Annotated in this window: 18 protein-coding genes; 11 read left to right on the forward strand and 7 right to left on the reverse strand. The window is 43.3% G+C overall.

Translation table 11 applies throughout. The features are described from left to right. Positions 1–173: 173 nt before the first annotated feature. From EKM67_RS08905 to pyrF, 3 genes are all read right to left on the reverse strand, one after another. The gene (locus EKM67_RS08905; protein ID WP_125578673.1) at positions 174–530 is read right to left on the reverse strand and encodes a hypothetical protein; all 357 of its coding nucleotides are present in this window, start codon (positions 528–530) and stop codon (positions 174–176) included. Between the two features lie 145 nt (positions 531–675). Continuing rightward, positions 676–1,311, reverse strand: coding sequence for an orotate phosphoribosyltransferase (gene pyrE, locus EKM67_RS08910; protein WP_125578674.1), 636 nt, complete (start codon positions 1,309–1,311; stop codon positions 676–678). A 2-nt stretch (positions 1,312–1,313) separates the two neighbouring features. Next, positions 1,314–2,030 carry an orotidine-5'-phosphate decarboxylase gene (pyrF, locus tag EKM67_RS08915; protein WP_125578675.1) on the reverse strand — a complete coding sequence of 239 codons (717 nt, stop codon included), beginning with the start codon at positions 2,028–2,030 and terminating at the stop codon, positions 1,314–1,316. Between the two features lie 325 nt (positions 2,031–2,355). Between pyrF and EKM67_RS08920 the strand changes: the two genes are divergently transcribed. Beyond that, positions 2,356–3,612: an MFS transporter gene (locus tag EKM67_RS08920; protein WP_125578676.1), complete on the forward strand. Its 1,257-nt coding sequence runs from the start codon at positions 2,356–2,358 to the stop codon at positions 3,610–3,612. Continuing rightward, positions 3,605–4,537, forward strand: a complete 933-nt coding sequence (locus EKM67_RS08925) for a dihydroorotate oxidase (RefSeq protein WP_125578677.1) — start codon at positions 3,605–3,607, stop codon at positions 4,535–4,537. Before EKM67_RS08920 ends, EKM67_RS08925 begins: the two co-directional genes overlap by 8 nt. A 78-nt stretch (positions 4,538–4,615) precedes the next feature. On the opposite strand, the gene EKM67_RS08930 is transcribed toward EKM67_RS08925, so the two are convergent. Next, positions 4,616–5,533 (reverse strand): aldo/keto reductase, encoded by a 918-nt coding sequence (locus EKM67_RS08930; RefSeq protein WP_125578678.1) that lies wholly within the window; start codon positions 5,531–5,533, stop codon positions 4,616–4,618. Positions 5,534–5,600: 67 nt separating this feature from the next. Next, entirely contained in the window at positions 5,601–6,119 is a 519-nt protein-coding gene (locus EKM67_RS08935) for a YbhB/YbcL family Raf kinase inhibitor-like protein (protein ID WP_125578679.1), read from the reverse strand. A 132-nt stretch (positions 6,120–6,251) separates the two neighbouring features. Between EKM67_RS08935 and EKM67_RS08940 the strand changes: the two genes are divergently transcribed. The 3 genes from EKM67_RS08940 to EKM67_RS08950 are packed head-to-tail and all read left to right on the forward strand — an operon-like array spanning position 6,252 to position 8,224. Continuing rightward, entirely contained in the window at positions 6,252–7,226 is a 975-nt protein-coding gene (locus EKM67_RS08940; protein ID WP_125578680.1) for a hypothetical protein, read from the forward strand. A gap of 2 nt (positions 7,227–7,228) precedes the next feature. Then, the gene (locus EKM67_RS08945; RefSeq protein ID WP_125578681.1) at positions 7,229–7,933 is read left to right on the forward strand and encodes an NAD-dependent protein deacylase; all 705 of its coding nucleotides are present in this window, start codon (positions 7,229–7,231) and stop codon (positions 7,931–7,933) included. Continuing rightward, entirely contained in the window at positions 7,934–8,224 is a 291-nt protein-coding gene (locus EKM67_RS08950) for a chorismate mutase (RefSeq protein WP_125578682.1), read from the forward strand. It begins immediately after the preceding gene. Positions 8,225–8,272: 48 nt separating this feature from the next. On the opposite strand, the gene EKM67_RS08955 is transcribed toward EKM67_RS08950, so the two are convergent. Then, complete coding sequence (locus EKM67_RS08955) at positions 8,273–9,181, reverse strand: EamA family transporter (protein ID WP_125578683.1); 909 nt, start codon at positions 9,179–9,181, stop codon at positions 8,273–8,275. Positions 9,182–9,368: 187 nt separating this feature from the next. After that, positions 9,369–10,520: an ABC transporter ATP-binding protein gene (locus EKM67_RS08960; protein WP_125578684.1), complete on the reverse strand. Its 1,152-nt coding sequence runs from the start codon at positions 10,518–10,520 to the stop codon at positions 9,369–9,371. A 189-nt stretch (positions 10,521–10,709) separates the two neighbouring features. Here EKM67_RS08960 and EKM67_RS08965 point away from each other — a divergent pair, with 189 nt between their 5' ends. The 6 genes from EKM67_RS08965 to EKM67_RS08990 all read left to right on the forward strand — a co-directional run bounded on the left by EKM67_RS08965 (position 10,710) and on the right by EKM67_RS08990 (position 16,978). Next, positions 10,710–11,543, forward strand: coding sequence for a DUF72 domain-containing protein (locus tag EKM67_RS08965; RefSeq protein ID WP_125578685.1), 834 nt, complete (start codon positions 10,710–10,712; stop codon positions 11,541–11,543). Positions 11,544–12,413: 870 nt separating this feature from the next. After that, positions 12,414–14,399, forward strand: a complete 1,986-nt coding sequence (gene metG, locus EKM67_RS08970; protein WP_125578686.1) for a methionine--tRNA ligase — start codon at positions 12,414–12,416, stop codon at positions 14,397–14,399. Next, positions 14,392–15,174 carry a TatD family hydrolase gene (locus EKM67_RS08975; protein WP_125578687.1) on the forward strand — a complete coding sequence of 261 codons (783 nt, stop codon included), beginning with the start codon at positions 14,392–14,394 and terminating at the stop codon, positions 15,172–15,174. Before metG ends, EKM67_RS08975 begins: the two co-directional genes overlap by 8 nt. Beyond that, a complete protein-coding gene (rnmV, locus tag EKM67_RS08980; RefSeq protein ID WP_125578688.1) occupies positions 15,171–15,725 on the forward strand; it encodes a ribonuclease M5 in 555 nt (184 codons plus the stop codon). The genes EKM67_RS08975 and rnmV overlap by 4 nt, the downstream gene beginning before the upstream one ends. Beyond that, positions 15,725–16,612: a 16S rRNA (adenine(1518)-N(6)/adenine(1519)-N(6))-dimethyltransferase RsmA gene (gene rsmA / locus EKM67_RS08985; protein ID WP_125578689.1), complete on the forward strand. Its 888-nt coding sequence runs from the start codon at positions 15,725–15,727 to the stop codon at positions 16,610–16,612. Before rnmV ends, rsmA begins: the two co-directional genes overlap by 1 nt. 111 nt (positions 16,613–16,723) lie before the next feature. Next, positions 16,724–16,978: a Veg family protein gene (locus tag EKM67_RS08990; protein WP_125578690.1), complete on the forward strand. Its 255-nt coding sequence runs from the start codon at positions 16,724–16,726 to the stop codon at positions 16,976–16,978. Positions 16,979–17,367: the final 389 nt, after the last annotated feature.

A 17,367-nucleotide genomic window follows, 5' to 3' on the forward strand; every position in this document is an offset into this window, starting at 1 on the left:
GTCCTATTTATTTTGGCAAATAAAAACTGGTATTAGTTTTCACCAACACCAGAAAGTGTAGACCCAGATTTATCTGTTAAAAATCAAAATTAAATCAAAAAAATCCTGCTAAGAATTCTTAGCAGGATTTTTTGACGCCTCGTAATTGAGGTTCAGTAGCTTAATTGAGTTGTTTAGAAAATTTGGATCAGCGCTGTGACTGCATAAATAACTGCGAGGACCAACAAGATGATCGTCCAAGTTTTATTGCTGATCCAAAAGAAAGTACTCTTGAGATCGAGTCGATATTGTTGTCCTTCTTCATCAGTGACAAATTTAACGGTCTCGTTTTTCAAAAAGTATTTCGTGAATAAATAATTGAGTCCAGCCGGTAAAAATGTGGCGATGAAGCCGAGGCTTCCAAATAGGCGGGACATAAAGCTGCCTGCGTAAAAGTTAGTACTTTGCGTGGTGAGCACCATTTGAATCGCTAAGCCAAGAATAATCGCTAATGGGACTAAAAGTCCTTTTCTTTTCCAAATAAAAATCACGAAAGATTTCCCCCCCAAGAGAATTAGTTTTGACTAATTATATCAAAATATTTTTGAATTTACTAGCATTTTTTTGAGGGAGAATGTGGTTCCTATTTACCGGTTAAACGTGCTCACATTCAATCTATGGCCGTTTGCACTCGTTTTAATTACTCCAGTGCCAGGGATCTTCGCGCCAATTTTGCACGGAAGCCACGTCTTGGGCCGCCAAATAATGTTGTTGGCTGGCTTGTTGGATGAGGTGATCATAGTCGGTTAGGGTGACTAAGGGCACTTCTGCGGTTTTAAAATTGGCGGTTGCGTCTGGGAGTTGATAATTAAAAATGGCGGCAACACCCAGCACTTCGATATCTAATGCTCGCACTGCGGCAACCGCCTTGAGCACGCTGCCACCAGTTGAAATCAAGTCATCGATCAGCACGACTTGATCACCGGCTTGTAGCTTGCCTTCCAGCTGGCGACCTTTGCCATGATCTTTTGGCTGTGACCGAACATAAATCATCGGCAGATTTAAATTTTGGCTGACTAAAGCGGCGTGAGGAATGCCTGCGGTTGCCACGCCACCGATCACCGAAACATCGGGGAAATTTGTCGTGATCACGCGTGCCAAACTGCTAGCAATTTGTTCGCGGATGCGGGGGTAGGCAATGGTTAAACGATTATCGGTATAAATTGGCGCCTTAATACCACTCGCCCAAGTATAGGGCGGATTCGTACTGAAACTCACAGCTTTGATTTCTAGCAAGTCTGATGCAATTAAATTGGCGATATTTTCGTCCATCGTTATTTGCCCTCCCATAATTTCTTGATTTCTTCGTAACTGGCAACTGGATCTAGTGCTTGTGTGATCGGTCGACCGACGACGATTCCATCGCTTCCTAAAGTGCGCGCGTGTTGTGGTGTGACGATGCGAACTTGATCATCGTGTGGCGAAGTGGCTAGCCGAATTCCGGGTGTGATGCAGCGGAATTTTGGCGAGGTGACCGATTTAATTCGTGGGACTTCTAACGCCGACGAAACGATACCAGCGACGCCACTGGTTGCAGCTAATTGTGCTAGGTGGTCGACGGAATCTGCGAGTGCACCGTTGATTTGTAATTCGTGTTGGAGCATTTCTGTGCTGGTCGAAGTTAGCTGAGTGATCGCCAGGATTTGGGCAGGGGCAACGTTAGCTTTCGCAGCGCCTGCATTGATGCCCGCCACCGCAGCCTGCATCATGAGTTGGCCACCACTGGCATGAACGGTGGTCAGATCTACACCGAGTTGGCCAATTATCGTCGCGGCTTTTTCGACCGTGTGGGGAATGTCGTGAAGTTTCAGATCTAGAAAAATATGACAGCCAAGTTCACGCAGTCGTTGAATAATAATAGGCCCAGTTTGATAATAGAGTTCCATGCCAACCTTGACACAGAGCTGCTCAGGTTGGGGAAACTGTTTAACAAATTCAAGCGCAGTTGCTTCGGTTGAGAAATCTAGCGCGATAATCACAGGGTGTTCCATGGCTAACCTCCAAGAAATAATGGCAAAATAAAAACCCCACGGATGCCGTGAGGTTGCAGAAATTAAGCGCCTATTTGCGCAGTTAGTCAGTTAACTTTTCGGCCTCACGGGACCAAATTAAAGTTTTTAAATTGTTCAAAGTATAAGCTTCCTTGGTGACACTTGTCAAGCAGAAAAATAAACGGTTACAATTTCGAGGTGGATTTTTGATTGTTTTAAAATTCAGGCTTGCATCTGTTTGTTTATTGTGGCAAACTGGTAACAATTTAGATCCGGCAACAAAATAACGAATGTCTGCGAGCATTCATTTTGGAGGTTTTATTTGATGAAAGAAGCAACTGTAGCACCAAGCAAACGTTTTAACACCCATCAGAAGTGGGTGATTGCCTCAACTAGTTCAGGTTTTGCGTTAGAAAACATGGACGTGATGTTTTTATCGTTTGCATTGAGCTCGATCGTGGTTGATTTACACATTTCGGGAGCTCAAGCTGGTTTTATTTCCACCATTACCAACCTCGGCATGTTAGTGGGTGGTATCATATTTGGTTTATTAGCAGATCGTTATGGGAGAGTGAAGACTTTCTCCCATACGATCTTTATTTTTGCCTTCGCCACGGCCGCCTTGTATTTTGCGCACAATATTTATTTGCTCTACCTTTTCCGCTTCATTGCTGGAATCGGCGCGGGTGGTGAATATGGCGTTGGAATTACCTTGATTGCCGATAATTTTGCTAAAAAAGATATCGGCCGGCTCACTTCGGTCGCTGCAATTGGTGGGCAGATCGGCGCCATCTTAGCCGCGTTGGTGGCAGCTTGGATTTTAAGCGTCTCAACTTGGAACGTGCTGTTTCTATTCGGCTTAGTTCCAGTTGCACTGACGTTTTTCGTACGGCGGCATTTGCGTGAGGACACAGATTTTGTTGAGCGGCAAAAAGCTAATCAAGGAAAACCAACTAAAATTTCCATCGGTCGCTTATTTGCCACACCGAAGTTGACGTATCAAACAATTGCCCTAACTTTGATGGTCGTTGTCCAAATTGCCGGCTACTTCGGTTTAATGAACTGGCTACCGACGATCATGCAGCAACAACTAGATTTGTCCGTTTCGGGTTCGTCAGTCTGGATGATCACGACGATCGTCGGCATGTGTTTAGGCATGATGACTTTTGGAACGATTTTGGATAAATTTGGACCGCGTTTGGCTTTTGGTATCTTCTTGCTAGCTTCCGTATTGTCTGTTTTTGCTATCACTCTTGTTTATGATCGGACGACAATGTTATTGGCTGGTGCAGTCGTTGGCTTTTTCTCCAACGGAATGTTCGGCGGGTATGGTGCCGTGATCAGCCAACTTTATCCCAAGGAAATTCGTTCGACGGCCAATAATGTGATCGTTAATATTGGCCGTGCGATTGGGGGCTTCTCGTCTGTGATCATCGGGATGCTGATGGATCATTATTCCTTACTGGTCGTGATGGGCTTTCTAGCCGTTTTATATGTCATCAGTTTTACGATCATGCTGACAATTCGCGGCTTTAAAAAAATGCAGGTCGTCGAAACTAAGGCGGTGGCAACAGATGACTAATTTAACTCACGAATTTCTAGGACGCACCTTCACGAGCCCGTTGATGAACGCGGCCGGGGTCCACTGTGAATCAATTTCAGAGTTACGCGAATTGCAGCAGTCGGCGGCGGGAACCTTAATCACAAAAACCGCCACTTTACAGCCACGGCAAGGCAATCAAAGCCCACGCTACGCAGACTTACCGTTTGGCAGTCTGAATGCGATGGGTCTACCGAATTTTGGCCTTGATTATTATTTAGATTTTGTTTCCACCCAACCGGCAAATGGGCGCCAGTTATTTTTGTCGGTGACTGGATTTTCAACCGCTGAAACATTAGAACTTTTGCATAAAATTAGCGCGAGCGACTTTCAAGGAATCACCGAGTTAAATTTGTCTTGCCCAAATGTCGAAGGTCATCCACAATTGGCATACGATTTTGCGGCGACCAAGCAATTACTGCAACAAGTTTTTAACTTCTTCGACAAACCACTGGGTATTAAATTACCGCCATATTTTGACCTAGCGCATTTCGACCAAATGGCCACGATCATCAATCAATTTCCCATCGCCTATGTAAATTGCATTAATAGTATTGGCAACGGCTTATTCATCGATCCGCAGACAGACACCGTGGTCACACGACCCAAGACGGGTTTCGGCGGTATTGGCGGCGCCTATGTTAAGCCAACCGCATTGGCAAACGTGTGGGCATTTCATCAGCGACTTGAATCACGCATCGCGATTATTGGCACCGGTGGCGTGCGTACCGGCCGCGATGTGTATGAATTGCTTTTGTGCGGCGCGTCAATGGTGCAGGTGGGAACGCAACTTCATCAAGAAGGTGTCGACGTGTTCGCGCGCCTTGAAACAGAACTACAGGAAATATTAACCGCTAAAAAAATTGACCAGCTCACAGATATGATCGGTCAGTTACAAACGCTCTAGTTAAATCGACTGCATCAAAAAGGCTTCTAGTTGGCAGTTTAACACCGCCAACTAGAGGCCTTTACTATTTACTTAGATCTATGGCAAATCGTTGCCAGCCGCAAGATACAGGGCATACCACTCTGAATGAGTCAATGGGGCTTGATCGGCTTCACAAATTTGCGCTAAGCGTTCTGGATTTGTTGTGCCGGCGATTACTTGAACGCTAGTTGGTAAACGTAAAATCCAAGCAGCCGCGATCGCGTTAACGTTGGTGCTATATTTATCGGCCATCTTTTTCAAAACAGCGTTGAGTTCGGGGAACTTAGGATTGTCGATGAAGACGCCATCGAAGAAACCGTATTGATATGGGCTCCATGCTTGAATTGTCATGTTGTTCAAACGTGAGTATTCGTAAATACTGCCATCATGATTTGTGCTGCGTGGATCGCTCATGTTCGTATGGATCCCGAAGTCAAGCATGCCCGTGTGCATCAGACCGAGTTGTAATTGGTTGATGACCAAGGGTTGAGCGACAGCTTGTTGCAACAATTCAACTTGCATCGGATTGAAATTGCTGACACCGAATTCGCGCACCTTGCCAGATTTTTGTAATTCGAAAAAGGCTTCGGCAATTTCATCTGGTTGCATTAAAATATCGGGGCGGTGCAACAGTAAGAAATCAACGTGATCCAAGCCCATGCGTTCCAAACTACCATCGAGTGATTCAACAATATGCTTTTTAGAAAAATCATATTCATTTTTACGAATGCCGACTTTAGTTTGGACTAAAATGTCATCACGATTGATCGATGAAGCAGCTAAGGCATCACCAAAGCGACGTTCAGAATCGCCACCACCATAAACATCGGCGTTATCGAAAAAGTTGATGCCATGTTCAACGGCAGTCTCCAATAATTTAATCGTTTGGTCGGTCGTTTTATCGGCGATGCGCATCATTCCTAAAGCAATTTCGGATGCATTAATATTATCTAAACCTATACTGACTTGTCGCATAATAGCCTCCTAAAAAATTTCTTGATATTAATCGTTCATACTCGAATATGCTACAACTTTAATTATACTACACTCGACCAGGAACGTGAACGGTAACGGCGTCCAGAACTTGAGAATCGATTTGTTGATAAAACTCATTGAGCCAATACCCATTTTCCAAGTCTAAATCTTTCTTTAAGGCGTAAACCGTCAGTTGATAATCGTGATCTTGATCGGGCGGTTGCGGGCCAACATAATGCTGATAAATTTTCGGATCGGTAACATTAACCAACTTGCCGGCGTTGCTATTACGTCCTTGGCTAAAATTAAACTGACCAGATTGGCTCGCATTTTCAGGAATTTCAACACGGTCACCGTTAGGTTTAATATTTGCGGCTAACCAATGGATCCAAACGAAGCCACCAACTGGTACGGCGTCAAAATCTAAGAAAGTGAGCGCCAAACTCACTGTTCCTGCAGGCAAATCTGAAATTGTGATCGGTGGTGAAATAATCGGGAAACCACCACGAGTTGCGGATTTTTCCGCGTGCTTGCTATAAACGTCTGGTAAATAACCAGTTGTTGTTAACGGAACTTTTACTTGCATCTTAAGATCTCCAATCTTTATGAAATGGGTGGATAGGCTATAATAGAAGGTGAACAGAAAACTGTTGATAAAATATATTTCTGTTAAACGGTTGCAAAAACTCATGAATAAATTTAAAAAGGATGTGCTGAAATGTCTGAATCGATCGAACTTGTACAACCAGTCGTCGATCTATTAGAACAAATGCGTGCAGAAGTGGCACCATTAACAATTAAGTTGGGTCTGACCAAGAGTCATTTTGAATCTGACTTATTTGATCCGGAAGAATCACAAATCACCCAAGATACACAAGGCAATTTTGAAATTAAGCTACCTAATGAGCACTTCGCTGATTTCATTGTAGCTCATGAATTGGGGCATTTACAACAAGAACGCCAGCAAATCGTCAAGATCGGCATCGCCAAGTCGAGTGACGCGCAATTGAATCAGGCGATGACAGTCATTGCCCAAGTGATTTTCAACATCGCCTTGCATGAAGGTATGCATCCACAATTAGAAAACTTGAATCTATTCACTGATGATTTGAGGACAGCTGTTCAAGGTGCTGTTGAACATGATCTGCCCGCGGAAACGGAGAAGTCGAGTAACTTGCAAGTCACGTTGATGGCCTTGCAAATTGCCGACACTTTTACCTTCATCGGTGAAGTGCCAGCTTGGCGCGTTTCATATCCGCGTAGCTTCATGCTCGCTGAAAAAATTTGGACAGTTGTGCACGCGACCAAATTGGTGACCAATCGTCATTTACGCAGCCTGTTATTGCAAATCATTGAAATTCTGAGCGATTTTTTTGAACATACCGAATTGTCGGTCATCGATTTACGTCGGAGTTTATTAGTGACGCCAGTTTTGTCGGAACGTCAATTAAAGCTAAGTGTCCGCCAACTCTTCCAAATTTTTCACGTGTCGGAACAAGAGGGGATTTATTTGGGCTTAGGCGTCAATGATGAACAAGCCGCCTTTCAACTCCAGTTGCCAAAAATGACCCCTAAACAGCAATCTGCTAAAATGCTAGAAATTTATGATGCGACGGTTGAATCGCTGTTCACGGAAGCCAATTTAATTTCCGCGCCGAGAGATTTAGTGATTTTCAAATCAGAGGACAAATAAAAATGGCTGAGATCAAGTCGTTATTAACCGATTTAAAGCGGGCCCAGCACTTGGTCTTTTTGACGGGTGCTGGTGTATCAACGCATTCGGGAATTCCGGACTATCGTTCCAAGGCGGGTCTTTATGCGGATCAAGTTGATCCGGAATATTTGCTGAGCCATGATAATTTGGTCGATCATCCCGAGGCGTTCTATCGATTTGTGCAAACGCGGATGTATTATCCAGATGCCAAGCCGAATTTGATTCACACTGAAATCGCGAAGTTGTGTAACCAGCGTGGCCAATTGATCACTCAGAATGTCGACGGTCTTGATCTTAAGGCGGGTAATCAGCACGTGATCGAATTTCATGGCAATTTATATGATCTCTACTGTCAAAAATGTGGTCAGCAGATTCCCTACACCGATTATGCGAAGAGTGATCGTCATCAAGCCGATCAAGGCATTATTCGCCCGCGAATTGTGCTTTATGGCGAGCAGATCGAGCCGGAACATTTGACTCGATCTGTGGCAGCGATGCAATCAGCCGATTTAATTTTGATCGTCGGTACCAGTTTCCGAGTTTATCCATTCGCTCAGCTTTTACAGTATCGCAATTCCCACGCCAAGATTTATGTCATCAACAATGAAAAAATTGACGCGCCAGGCATCGAAATGATCCAGGATGATGCATTAACGATTTTCAAAAAAATAAGCGAGGTTTTCTAAATGGCATTAACAGATTCACGTGAAAAAATTGATCCGATCGATCTTCAATTGACCCAATTATTAACACAACGTTTAGCAATTTCTAAAGAGATCGCCCAGGTAAAAGTTGCCGAACACATTCCGTTGACCAATAAAGAGCGCGAGCAAGAAGTTTACGCGCGCGTCACTCAAGATGCGACGCCGGAAGTTCAACCTTATCTTAGAACGTTGTTTGAAGATATCATTCTAGTTTCCAAGCAGTACCAGGCTCATCAGATCCAACTGATCAACGACCAAGAAAATCCAAAATAAAAAAGTGCCGCTTGGTTGAAATTAACTTTCAACACAAGAGGCACTTTTTTAGGCATCGTAGAATCCAAGAATGGCAATGGCAACCATGATAAAGGCGACCACCAAATATTGTTTCGCGTTAAGTTTTTCTTTGAGGAAAATACGGGCGAGGATGATCGAGACGATACTATAAGACGCGATCATCGGCGCGGCGATAATTGAATTGCCGGCCATGGCACCAACGTAGAAGAATTGACCAAGCGTTTCGAAAATGGCGGCCAATCCGCGCGTGCGTTCTTTAAAGACATTCATCGTTTCTTTCTTGACTAAAGCCAAGTATAACCAAACGACAATGGCGACGATCAGGAAGGTCAATTCATAACTCATATTGGCCTGATCTTCCGGTAAAATTTTTCTGTAATCCAGATACACACCATCGAGATAAGTGCCCATCGCATCGAGAACGGCATAAATAATCGGGAAAATAATCGCAATCGCACTGATGCGATACTTCTTGTCGATTTTGGCACCACTTTTTTCTAACTCGAGATCTGCTTCTTGTTTTTCAAAAACACCGAGTAACAGCATGCCAATAATGATAATGATGACGGCAAACCATTGCAATGGCTTCATGTTGCCATTCATGAATAGAAATGAAAGCAAGACCACAAATGCGCCGGAAGAGTTACTGATCGGACTTGAAATCGAGACTTCAATGTAACGCAGACCGAAATAACCAACGGCCATGGAAAGAATGTACATTGAGGAAACCGGCAGATAAACGATCAGATTTTTCCAATCGTAATTAATGCCTTGATACAACCAATAATAACCGATCACGTGTAACCCCATGACGAGCCCAACCATCACGACGGTTTTCAGCGCGCTATATTTATCGCGCTCATTATTGCCCAGTTTGTAGAACAGATCCGCAGTACCCCAAGCAAGCAGGGTAATCAGTGCAGGAAGAAACCACATAGAAAAAACGCCCCAATCCAATTTTGATTTTCTTAGCGTACGCTATTTTAGGTTTGGTCGTCAAGCTATTTTTCCGCCGCACCGTTTTTTGGATCAACGCAAAAAGCCATGCTCCATTTTGATTGGGTCGTGGCTTTTGGTATTCAGAGTTTAATTATGCGGTGATTTTGATGAATAAGCGGATTTTTTAGGCGTTTTCTGGTGCACGATTTTCTTCTTTGGCTTTTTCCACGATGGATAAAGTTGTTTCCTTGTCGAAGAAGTGAGCCTTATTCAAATCGAAGCCAAGTTTAATTTCTTCGCCAGGATTATGGAAATCACGAGCATCAACTTTAGCGACGTATTCAGTTTTACCTGAAGTTACATAAAGCATTGATTCTGCACCAAGCAATTCTGAAACGACAACTTTTGCGTTAACGGTTGCTGCAGGGAAGGTTTGTAGAAAGGCTTCTTCAGAATGAATGTCTTCTGGACGAACGCCTAACGTTAAATCTTTGCCATCGTAGCCATCTTCGTTAAGAATCTTGGCGCGACCTTCTGGAACTTGTAGATTGATCCCGTCTGCAGAATCGGTGACAACACCATGTTCGTAATGAACTTCATAGAAATTCATGGCAGGTGAGCCCATAAATCCGGCAACGAATTTATTCTTTGGTGTATCGTAAACTTCTGCAGGCGTTCCGATTTGTTGAACTTGCCCCATTGACATAACGACAATGCGGTCAGCCATGGTCATGGCTTCAGTTTGGTCATGGGTAACATAAATCGTCGTTGTGTTCAAACGTTGATGTAACTTAGCAATCTCGGCACGCATCGAAACACGTAACTTAGCATCCAAGTTAGATAAAGGTTCATCCATTAAGAAGATAGGCGCATCACGGACGATGGCACGTCCTAAGGCAACACGCTGACGTTGACCACCTGATAAAGCGGCTGGTTTACGGTCAAGATAATCAGTTAAACCCAAAATATTTGCGGCGTCATCGACACGCTTTTTGATGTCGGATTTTTCGTATTTACGTAATTTCAAACCAAATGCCATGTTATCAAAGACAGTCATGTGTGGATACAAAGCGTAGTTCTGGAAAACCATGGCGATATCACGATCTTTAGGAGCAACATCGTTCATTAGCTTGCCGCCGATCTTTAAATCGCCTTTCGTAATATCTTCCAAGCCGGCGATCATCCGCAATGTGGTTGATTTCCCACAGCCTGAAGGTCCAACGAACACGATGAATTCGTGGTCGTCAACGTGTAAATCGAAGTCAGAAACAGCGTACAATCCTTCCTGTGCGTCTGGATATTCTTTGTAAATATGATCCAAGTCTACTTTAACCATAATTTAAGACACCTTTCCTTTTTTCTCGATTACAACTGCAGTATAAAAGAAAACGGTTTCTTTTGTAAGCAAAACATGCACAAAAAAATACAATCTTTGTTGTGCACTATTGCGGAATCATTGCGCACACGCAATTTTTCACTTTTCAAGTCATTGTTTTTTGAGTAAACTATTGTTGAGGTGGTTGCGATGAATACGATTGGATTAACAACCTGGACGGAACATCCTAACTTGTTTCCAGAAATCAAGAAGCCAACATTAGCGATGTATGCCGAAATATTTCCGGTGGTGGAGTTAGACACTTTTTTTTACGGTCTAAAAAATCCAGCCATCACGGAAAAATGGGCGGCAGAAGTACCAGATAATTTTCAATTCATTCTCAAAGTCCCACGTGAATTGACATTGCATACAGAATTAGCTGTCGATCAAACTTATTCATCACTTTTTCAAACCTTCTTAAAAACCATTGAGCCCTTACAGCAACAGCATAAAGTCGCCGGTATTTTATTGCAATTTCCACCGGATTTTACGTTGACTGCAGCCTCGTTGAATTATTTACAGTTGGCACGAACGCAATTGCCTAAACTGCCGATTCTTTTGGAGTTGCGCCATCGGAGTTGGTATCAAGAAAATTTCCGCGAACAATTGTGTCAGCGTTTGGCTCAGTTGCAAATTACAATTGCTAATATTGATGAACCAGATATTGGCGACGAGAGTGTGCCTTTGGTGCCGATGATCACGACACCGCAACTTAGTTTTTGGCGATTTCATGGACGCAATGCTGAAAACTGGGCAAAGAAAGGTTTCGGGAATAAAAAAGGGCGGACTTTGTATCGCTATTCTGATCAAGAGCTGACTGGATTAGCCGAGCAGGTTCGTTCTGTTGGCGAACGCGTTGAGAAGAATTATATTATTTTCAATAACAATGCGAATTTCGATGCGGCCGACAATGCGCTCAGATTCAGTCAGATGTTGGGGCTTAATTATCGGCGGCCAATGGATGACCAGATCGATTTGTTTTGAGGTGTGGCTTGTGGGTAAGGGCGGTTTGAATTTGCTGCAGAGAATGAACAGCTCACTCGTGGGGACGGCTCCAGGATTTTGGAAGCCCACCAAAATTCTTCCGCCTAAATTTGGAGCTCTTGCCCAAACCGCAAGATCTTCAAATTTCCCATGCTCTAAGCGACGGTGGTTCTGTCGCTTAGAGCATTATCACAGTGTGCTGTTCATTCTCTTCCGCAAATTCTGTGGACCATTCTAGTAAACAGATCTGGGTTCTGAACTGGACTTTCTACCGTACAAAGCTTTTATGAGCAACATAAATATTTGGTGGCAAAATATCCAATGTGATCATATTTCCAGCAACAAAGCAATCGGCGTTGAAATCAAATCATTCCGCCCAAACCCAGTTCTTCCGAGTTCACCGCTAAACTAATTCCAGTTTAGGCCGCGGCTGCGTGGGGCAAGTGACGACACTGTGAAACTGCTGTTGCGACATGGCCATCGTCGCTTACAGCAGGGGCGCATTTCGAGATTTTTTTCAGGAGCCGATCTTGCGACTGAGAAAAAGCTCGAAATCGAGGTGGAAGACTTTCCCCAGAACTTGGGGGAAAGCCTGGAACCGTCCCCACAGTAGTCAGTCACTTGCCCCACGCAGCCACGACCGAAGGTAGATCTGTTTTTAGAATCCTAATATAATTTTAGACTGTATTGTTTTCTCTCTAAAACGTGTTCGCTGGCACTGAAATTTCCGGTTAACAAAACTAATTCTGAAAATTAAAAATACAAATTTTTAGAATTAGTCCTGTTAATCCTCAATTTCAACCCGTGACTTTTTACACTCTGTGCTATAATACAAACTATGATTTAACAGAAATTTTGGAGGTTTTTTGATTGGCAAAACCAACTTACTATATTACAACACCTATTTATTATCCATCTGGCAAATTAACGATCGGTAATTCTTATACGACGATCGCCACAGATTCACTGGCACGCTATAAGCGGTTAAAAGGGTTCGACGTGTTTTTCTTGACGGGCACTGACGAGCATGGTCTCAAGATCGAGCAAAAGGCCGAAGCTCAAGGCATCACACCACAGGCCTATGTGGACAAAATGGCTGCAGGCATCCAAGATTTATGGAAGTTACTGGAAATTACCAATGATAAATTTATTCGGACTACGGATGATTATCATGTTAAAGCCGTTCAAAAAATTGTTGAGCAGTTAATCAAACAGGGTGATGTTTATCTTGGTAAATATACCGGCTGGTATTCTGTTTCTGATGAAGAATATTTCACTGAATCACAACTCGCTGAAGTTTATCGCGATGATGATGGCAAGGTGATCGGTGGCAAGGCACCTTCTGGTCATGAAGTCCAACTTGTGAGCGAAGAGTCTTATTTCTTTAAGATGAGTAAATATGCGGATCGTTTGTTGGCTTATTATGATGAGAATCCACAATTTATTCAGCCTGAAACACGTAAAAATGAAATGATCAATAATTTTATCAAGCCTGGTTTGGAAGACTTGGCAATGTCGCGGACGACGTTCAATTGGGGCGTGCCTATTCCAAGTAATCCTAAGCATGTCGTTTACGTTTGGGTCGATGCCTTGCTCAACTATATTACGGCATTAGGCTATGGTTCTGATGATCAGAGCTTATTCGATAAATATTGGCCAGCTAATGTTCAATTCGTTGGAAAAGAAATTGTTCGTTTCCATACGATTTATTGGCCGATTATTTTGATGGCTTTAGATTTACCATTGCCTAAACAAGTTTATGGTCATGGTTGGTTGTTGATGAAAGACGGCAAGATGTCTAAATCAAAAGGGAATGTGGTCTATCCAGAAATGTTAGTAAGTCGTTATGGTTTGGATGCCTTGCGTTATTATTTGATGCGCGCTTTTCCATTCGGTCATGATGGTGTCTTCACACCGGAGGATTTTGTTGACCGGATCAATTTTGATTTGGCTAACGACCTGGGTAACTTACTGAATCGGACGGTCGCCATGATCAACAAGTATGAAGATGGCCAGGTGCCAACGCAGTTGAACGAGCGCAACGACTTTGATGCACAATTAGCACAGACGGCGACAAATTCAATTCAAAAATATGATGAGGCGATGGATCATTTCCAATTTCCAACGGCCTTAGAGGCAATTTGGCAGTTGATCAGTCGTGCCAATAAATATATTGACGAAACAGAACCATGGAATTTAGCAAAAGATCCGGCACAAGTGGATGAATTAGCGAATGTCATGGGTCATTTGGCAGAGAGTTTGCGGATCATTGCGATTCTGATCCAACCAATCTTGACGCACGCGCCTAAAAAAATCTTTGCCCAATTAGGCTTGAAGGAATCAGAATTACAAGTTGCTGAGCCTGTATTTGGTAACTTCCCTGCAGGACGTCAGGTTGTAGCTAAAGGCGAGCCAATTTTCCCACGGTTAGATCGTGACGAGGAAATCGCGTATATTAAGGTACAAATGGCTAAAGAACAGAAGAAGCCTGCACCAGAAGCTAAGCCAGTTGCAACCGGTAAAAAAGAAATTGACTTCGATCATTTCGATAAAGTTGAGATCAAGGTTGCCGAAATTTTAGCAGTTGAAAAAGTGCAGCATGCCGATAAATTGTTGAAATTCCAGCTTGATCTAGGCCAAGGTGAGAAACGGCAAATCCTTTCTGGAATTGCGGAATATTATCCACACTTCGAAGAATTAGTGGGTCGGAAAGTATTAGCGGTCACTAACTTGAAGCCACGCAAGATCCGCGGTGAAATTTCTAATGGGATGTTGCTCTCTTCCGAAGATGAAGCGGGTAAGGTTCAACTAGCCTTAGTTGGTGCAGAACACGAAAATGGTGCATTAATTGGTTAAAGTTTTCGATTCACATACCCATTTAAATGATGAAGCTTTTCTAGGAAAAGAGGCCGACTACATTAAACACGCTGAGCAGTTGGGCGTTGTTAAGATGGCCATTGTCGGCTCAAATACGCAATTGAATCAAGGTGCACTTGAGTTAGCTGCCCATTTTCCGCAATTGTACGCAATTGTGGGCTGGCATCCAGAAGACTCAAAAAATTTCGATGCTGAGGCGGAAAAAGAATTACGCCAACAACTTACCCAACCAAAAGTGATTGCAGTCGGCGAAATCGGTTTGGATTATCATTGGGACACGTCACCACGAGATGTGCAACGACGTGTTTTTGCCGAACAGCTGGAAATTGCCCAGGAATTTAATTTGCCCGTTTCGATTCATAGTCGCGAGGCGTTGCAAGACACGTACGATATTTTACAGGCGGCGAATCTTGCTGATGGCAAAATTATCATGCATAGTTTTAACGCTGAGCCAGAGTGGGTCGCTAAGTTTCTTAACTTGGGGGCTTACCTCTCATACAGTGGTGTGGTGACGTTTAAAAATGCCGATTATTTACGTGAAAGTCTCAAGCAAACGCCATTAGATAAACTCTTGGTCGAGACAGATGCGCCATATTTAACGCCGATGCCATTTCGAGGTAAACAAAACGAACCTGGTTTTTCTTATTACGTGGCAGCTGGTATTGCCCAAACGTTAGGCTTACCAGTGGCGACTATTGCCCAGCAAACTTATCGTAATGCGTTGGAAGTCTTTAATTTAGAGGATGAAGGATGATCAATCAAGTTATTATTGTCGAAGGCCGCGATGATACGCGGCGATTGCACGAAGTTTTCGGAAAAATCGATACCATCGAAACGCAAGGGTCTGCAGTCCCAGATTCGATCTTAGAACAGATTGAAACGGTCGCTCAAACGCGAGAAATCGTGATTTTGACTGACCCTGATTTTAATGGTGAACGAATTCGCCGTAAAGTTCTAGAAGTTGTGCCTAATGCCAAACAGGCTTTTTTGCCACGTGGTCAAGCTAAACCTAATGGTAAGGGCAGCTTGGGCGTTGAACATGCGTCTGACGCAGATTTGCGCGCATGTTTGCAACATGTGCTTAGTCGTGATGAAAGTGTGGCTGCTCCAATTTCTCAAGGTGATTTATTGGCGTTGGGATTGATTGCGGGGCCAAAAGCCAAACAGTTGCGTGAGCGATTGGGCGATCATTTACACATCGGTTATGCCAATGGAAAACAATTAGCTGGGAAATTACAAATGTTTCAGATTAATTTAGCTGAATTACAGCAAGCAATGGCAGAAATAGAAACGGAGATGGCTTGATGGTCGAGATACATGCGGTAGATATTGCGGATCCAATCCGAACACAAGCAATTTTACGTCGTTACGGTTTCAAATTTAAGAAGAGTTTAGGCCAGAATTTTTTGACCAATCAGCGCGTTCTCACGGAAATTGTGGATGCGGCCGATTTACAACCAACAGATCTCGTCGTGGAAATTGGACCCGGGATCGGTTCACTGACGGAACAATTAGCCAGACGCGTGCAGCAAGTTGTCGCAGTTGAAATCGATTCGCGTTTGATTCCAATTTTAGACGAGACGATGGCGCCATATGATAATGTGCAGGTGATCAACCAAGACATTCTCCAAACAGATTTAAAAACTTTGATCGCACCATATCCTGATCATGGCGCGATTAAAGTAGTGGCGAATTTGCCATACTACATTACCACGCCAATCATGTTCAGACTGATCGAAGGCGAAATTCAACCCGACCGATTAGTGTTGATGATGCAAAAAGAAGTGGCCCAACGAATTACTTCTGGCCCCAAGAGCAAGCACTATGGTTCCTTAAGTGTCAGTGTGCAAACACAGATGGCGACCAATATAGCCGCAATTGTGCCTAAAACTTCCTTTGTGCCACAACCTAACGTGGATTCGGCCGTTTTAGTCTTGCAACGTTATTTAGAATCGCCTTACCAAATCAGTGAGCCAGAATTATTTAATAAAATTGTGACCAGTAGTTTTCAGCAACGACGCAAAAGCTTACAAAATAATTTGTGTACGTTATTTGGAAAAGATCAGCGGCCACAAATTATCGAGATTATTGCTGCGTTAGAATTACCGGCGCAAGTTCGAGCTGAACAACTAACGATCAATCAATTTAATCAGTTGACTGATTTATGTGCGCAACGGCTTGCGAAACATTAATTGAATACGAATGAGTAGGCCGATAAAATGTTGCTGTTGCTTCTACGAACATTTGGCCTATTGTAACTTGCAATAATTCGTGTTATAATGTTTCACAAGGAGTGGGTGTATATGCCAATGTCACTATCAACAATCAAGCATCAATTGGATGATCATATTGGTCAGCATTTAACTGTCGTTGCACAGGCCGGCCGTAAGAAGATTACCCGTCGTCATGGGACTTTGAAGGAAACATATCCCGCTGTTTTTGTGGTTGATCTGAATCAAGACGAGAATGCTTTTGAACGAGTTTCATATAGCTATACTGATTTACTGACTAAGTCGATCGAGATCGAGTTTGACAAGAACGAGTTCGTTACAGAATAATATTTAAGTCATGGGATCGCGGCGTAATTGCTGTCGATCCTTTTTTGTTGTGTGCATGTTGTTTGAAAAACAGAGGGATTGTGGTTAAGGGCAGTTTGGATTTGCTGCAGAGAATGAACAGCACACTTGTGAGGCGGCTCCGGGATTTTGGAAGCCCGCCAAAATTCTGATAGTTTCAAAATGATGTGTTTTGTGGTAATGGCAGTTCGAATTTGCTACAGAGAATGAACAGCTCACTTGTGGGGACGGCTCCAGGATTTCCAAAGACCGGAAATTCTTACGCCTAAATTTGGAGCTCTTGCCAAAATCGCAAGATCTCCGAATTTCGGGTCTTTGTCAAATAGTGTTGGTGGAGATTTATGAGCGATATCTGAATTTACAGATATCGC

Source organism: Lapidilactobacillus mulanensis (assembly GCF_003946215.1).
In the GTDB taxonomy this organism is placed as follows: domain Bacteria; phylum Bacillota; class Bacilli; order Lactobacillales; family Lactobacillaceae; genus Lapidilactobacillus; species Lapidilactobacillus mulanensis.

Coding starts and splice junctions, on each gene's coding strand:
- EKM67_RS08935 (WP_125578679.1), bottom strand. CDS start 6,119: ATGCAAGTAAAAGTTCCGTTAACAACAACTGGTTATTTACCAGACGTT.
- EKM67_RS08965 (WP_125578685.1), top strand. CDS start 10,710: ATGAATACGATTGGATTAACAACCTGGACGGAACATCCTAACTTGTTT.
- rsmA (WP_125578689.1), top strand. CDS start 15,725: ATGGTCGAGATACATGCGGTAGATATTGCGGATCCAATCCGAACACAA.
- EKM67_RS08950 (WP_125578682.1), top strand. CDS start 7,934: ATGGCATTAACAGATTCACGTGAAAAAATTGATCCGATCGATCTTCAA.
- rnmV (WP_125578688.1), top strand. CDS start 15,171: ATGATCAATCAAGTTATTATTGTCGAAGGCCGCGATGATACGCGGCGA.
- EKM67_RS08925 (WP_125578677.1), top strand. CDS start 3,605: ATGACTAATTTAACTCACGAATTTCTAGGACGCACCTTCACGAGCCCG.
- EKM67_RS08960 (WP_125578684.1), bottom strand. CDS start 10,520: ATGGTTAAAGTAGACTTGGATCATATTTACAAAGAATATCCAGACGCA.
- EKM67_RS08940 (WP_125578680.1), top strand. CDS start 6,252: ATGTCTGAATCGATCGAACTTGTACAACCAGTCGTCGATCTATTAGAA.
- EKM67_RS08920 (WP_125578676.1), top strand. CDS start 2,356: ATGAAAGAAGCAACTGTAGCACCAAGCAAACGTTTTAACACCCATCAG.
- EKM67_RS08945 (WP_125578681.1), top strand. CDS start 7,229: ATGGCTGAGATCAAGTCGTTATTAACCGATTTAAAGCGGGCCCAGCAC.
- pyrE (WP_125578674.1), bottom strand. CDS start 1,311: ATGGACGAAAATATCGCCAATTTAATTGCATCAGACTTGCTAGAAATC.
- pyrF (WP_125578675.1), bottom strand. CDS start 2,030: ATGGAACACCCTGTGATTATCGCGCTAGATTTCTCAACCGAAGCAACT.
- EKM67_RS08990 (WP_125578690.1), top strand. CDS start 16,724: ATGCCAATGTCACTATCAACAATCAAGCATCAATTGGATGATCATATT.
- EKM67_RS08955 (WP_125578683.1), bottom strand. CDS start 9,181: ATGTGGTTTCTTCCTGCACTGATTACCCTGCTTGCTTGGGGTACTGCG.
- EKM67_RS08930 (WP_125578678.1), bottom strand. CDS start 5,533: ATGCGACAAGTCAGTATAGGTTTAGATAATATTAATGCATCCGAAATT.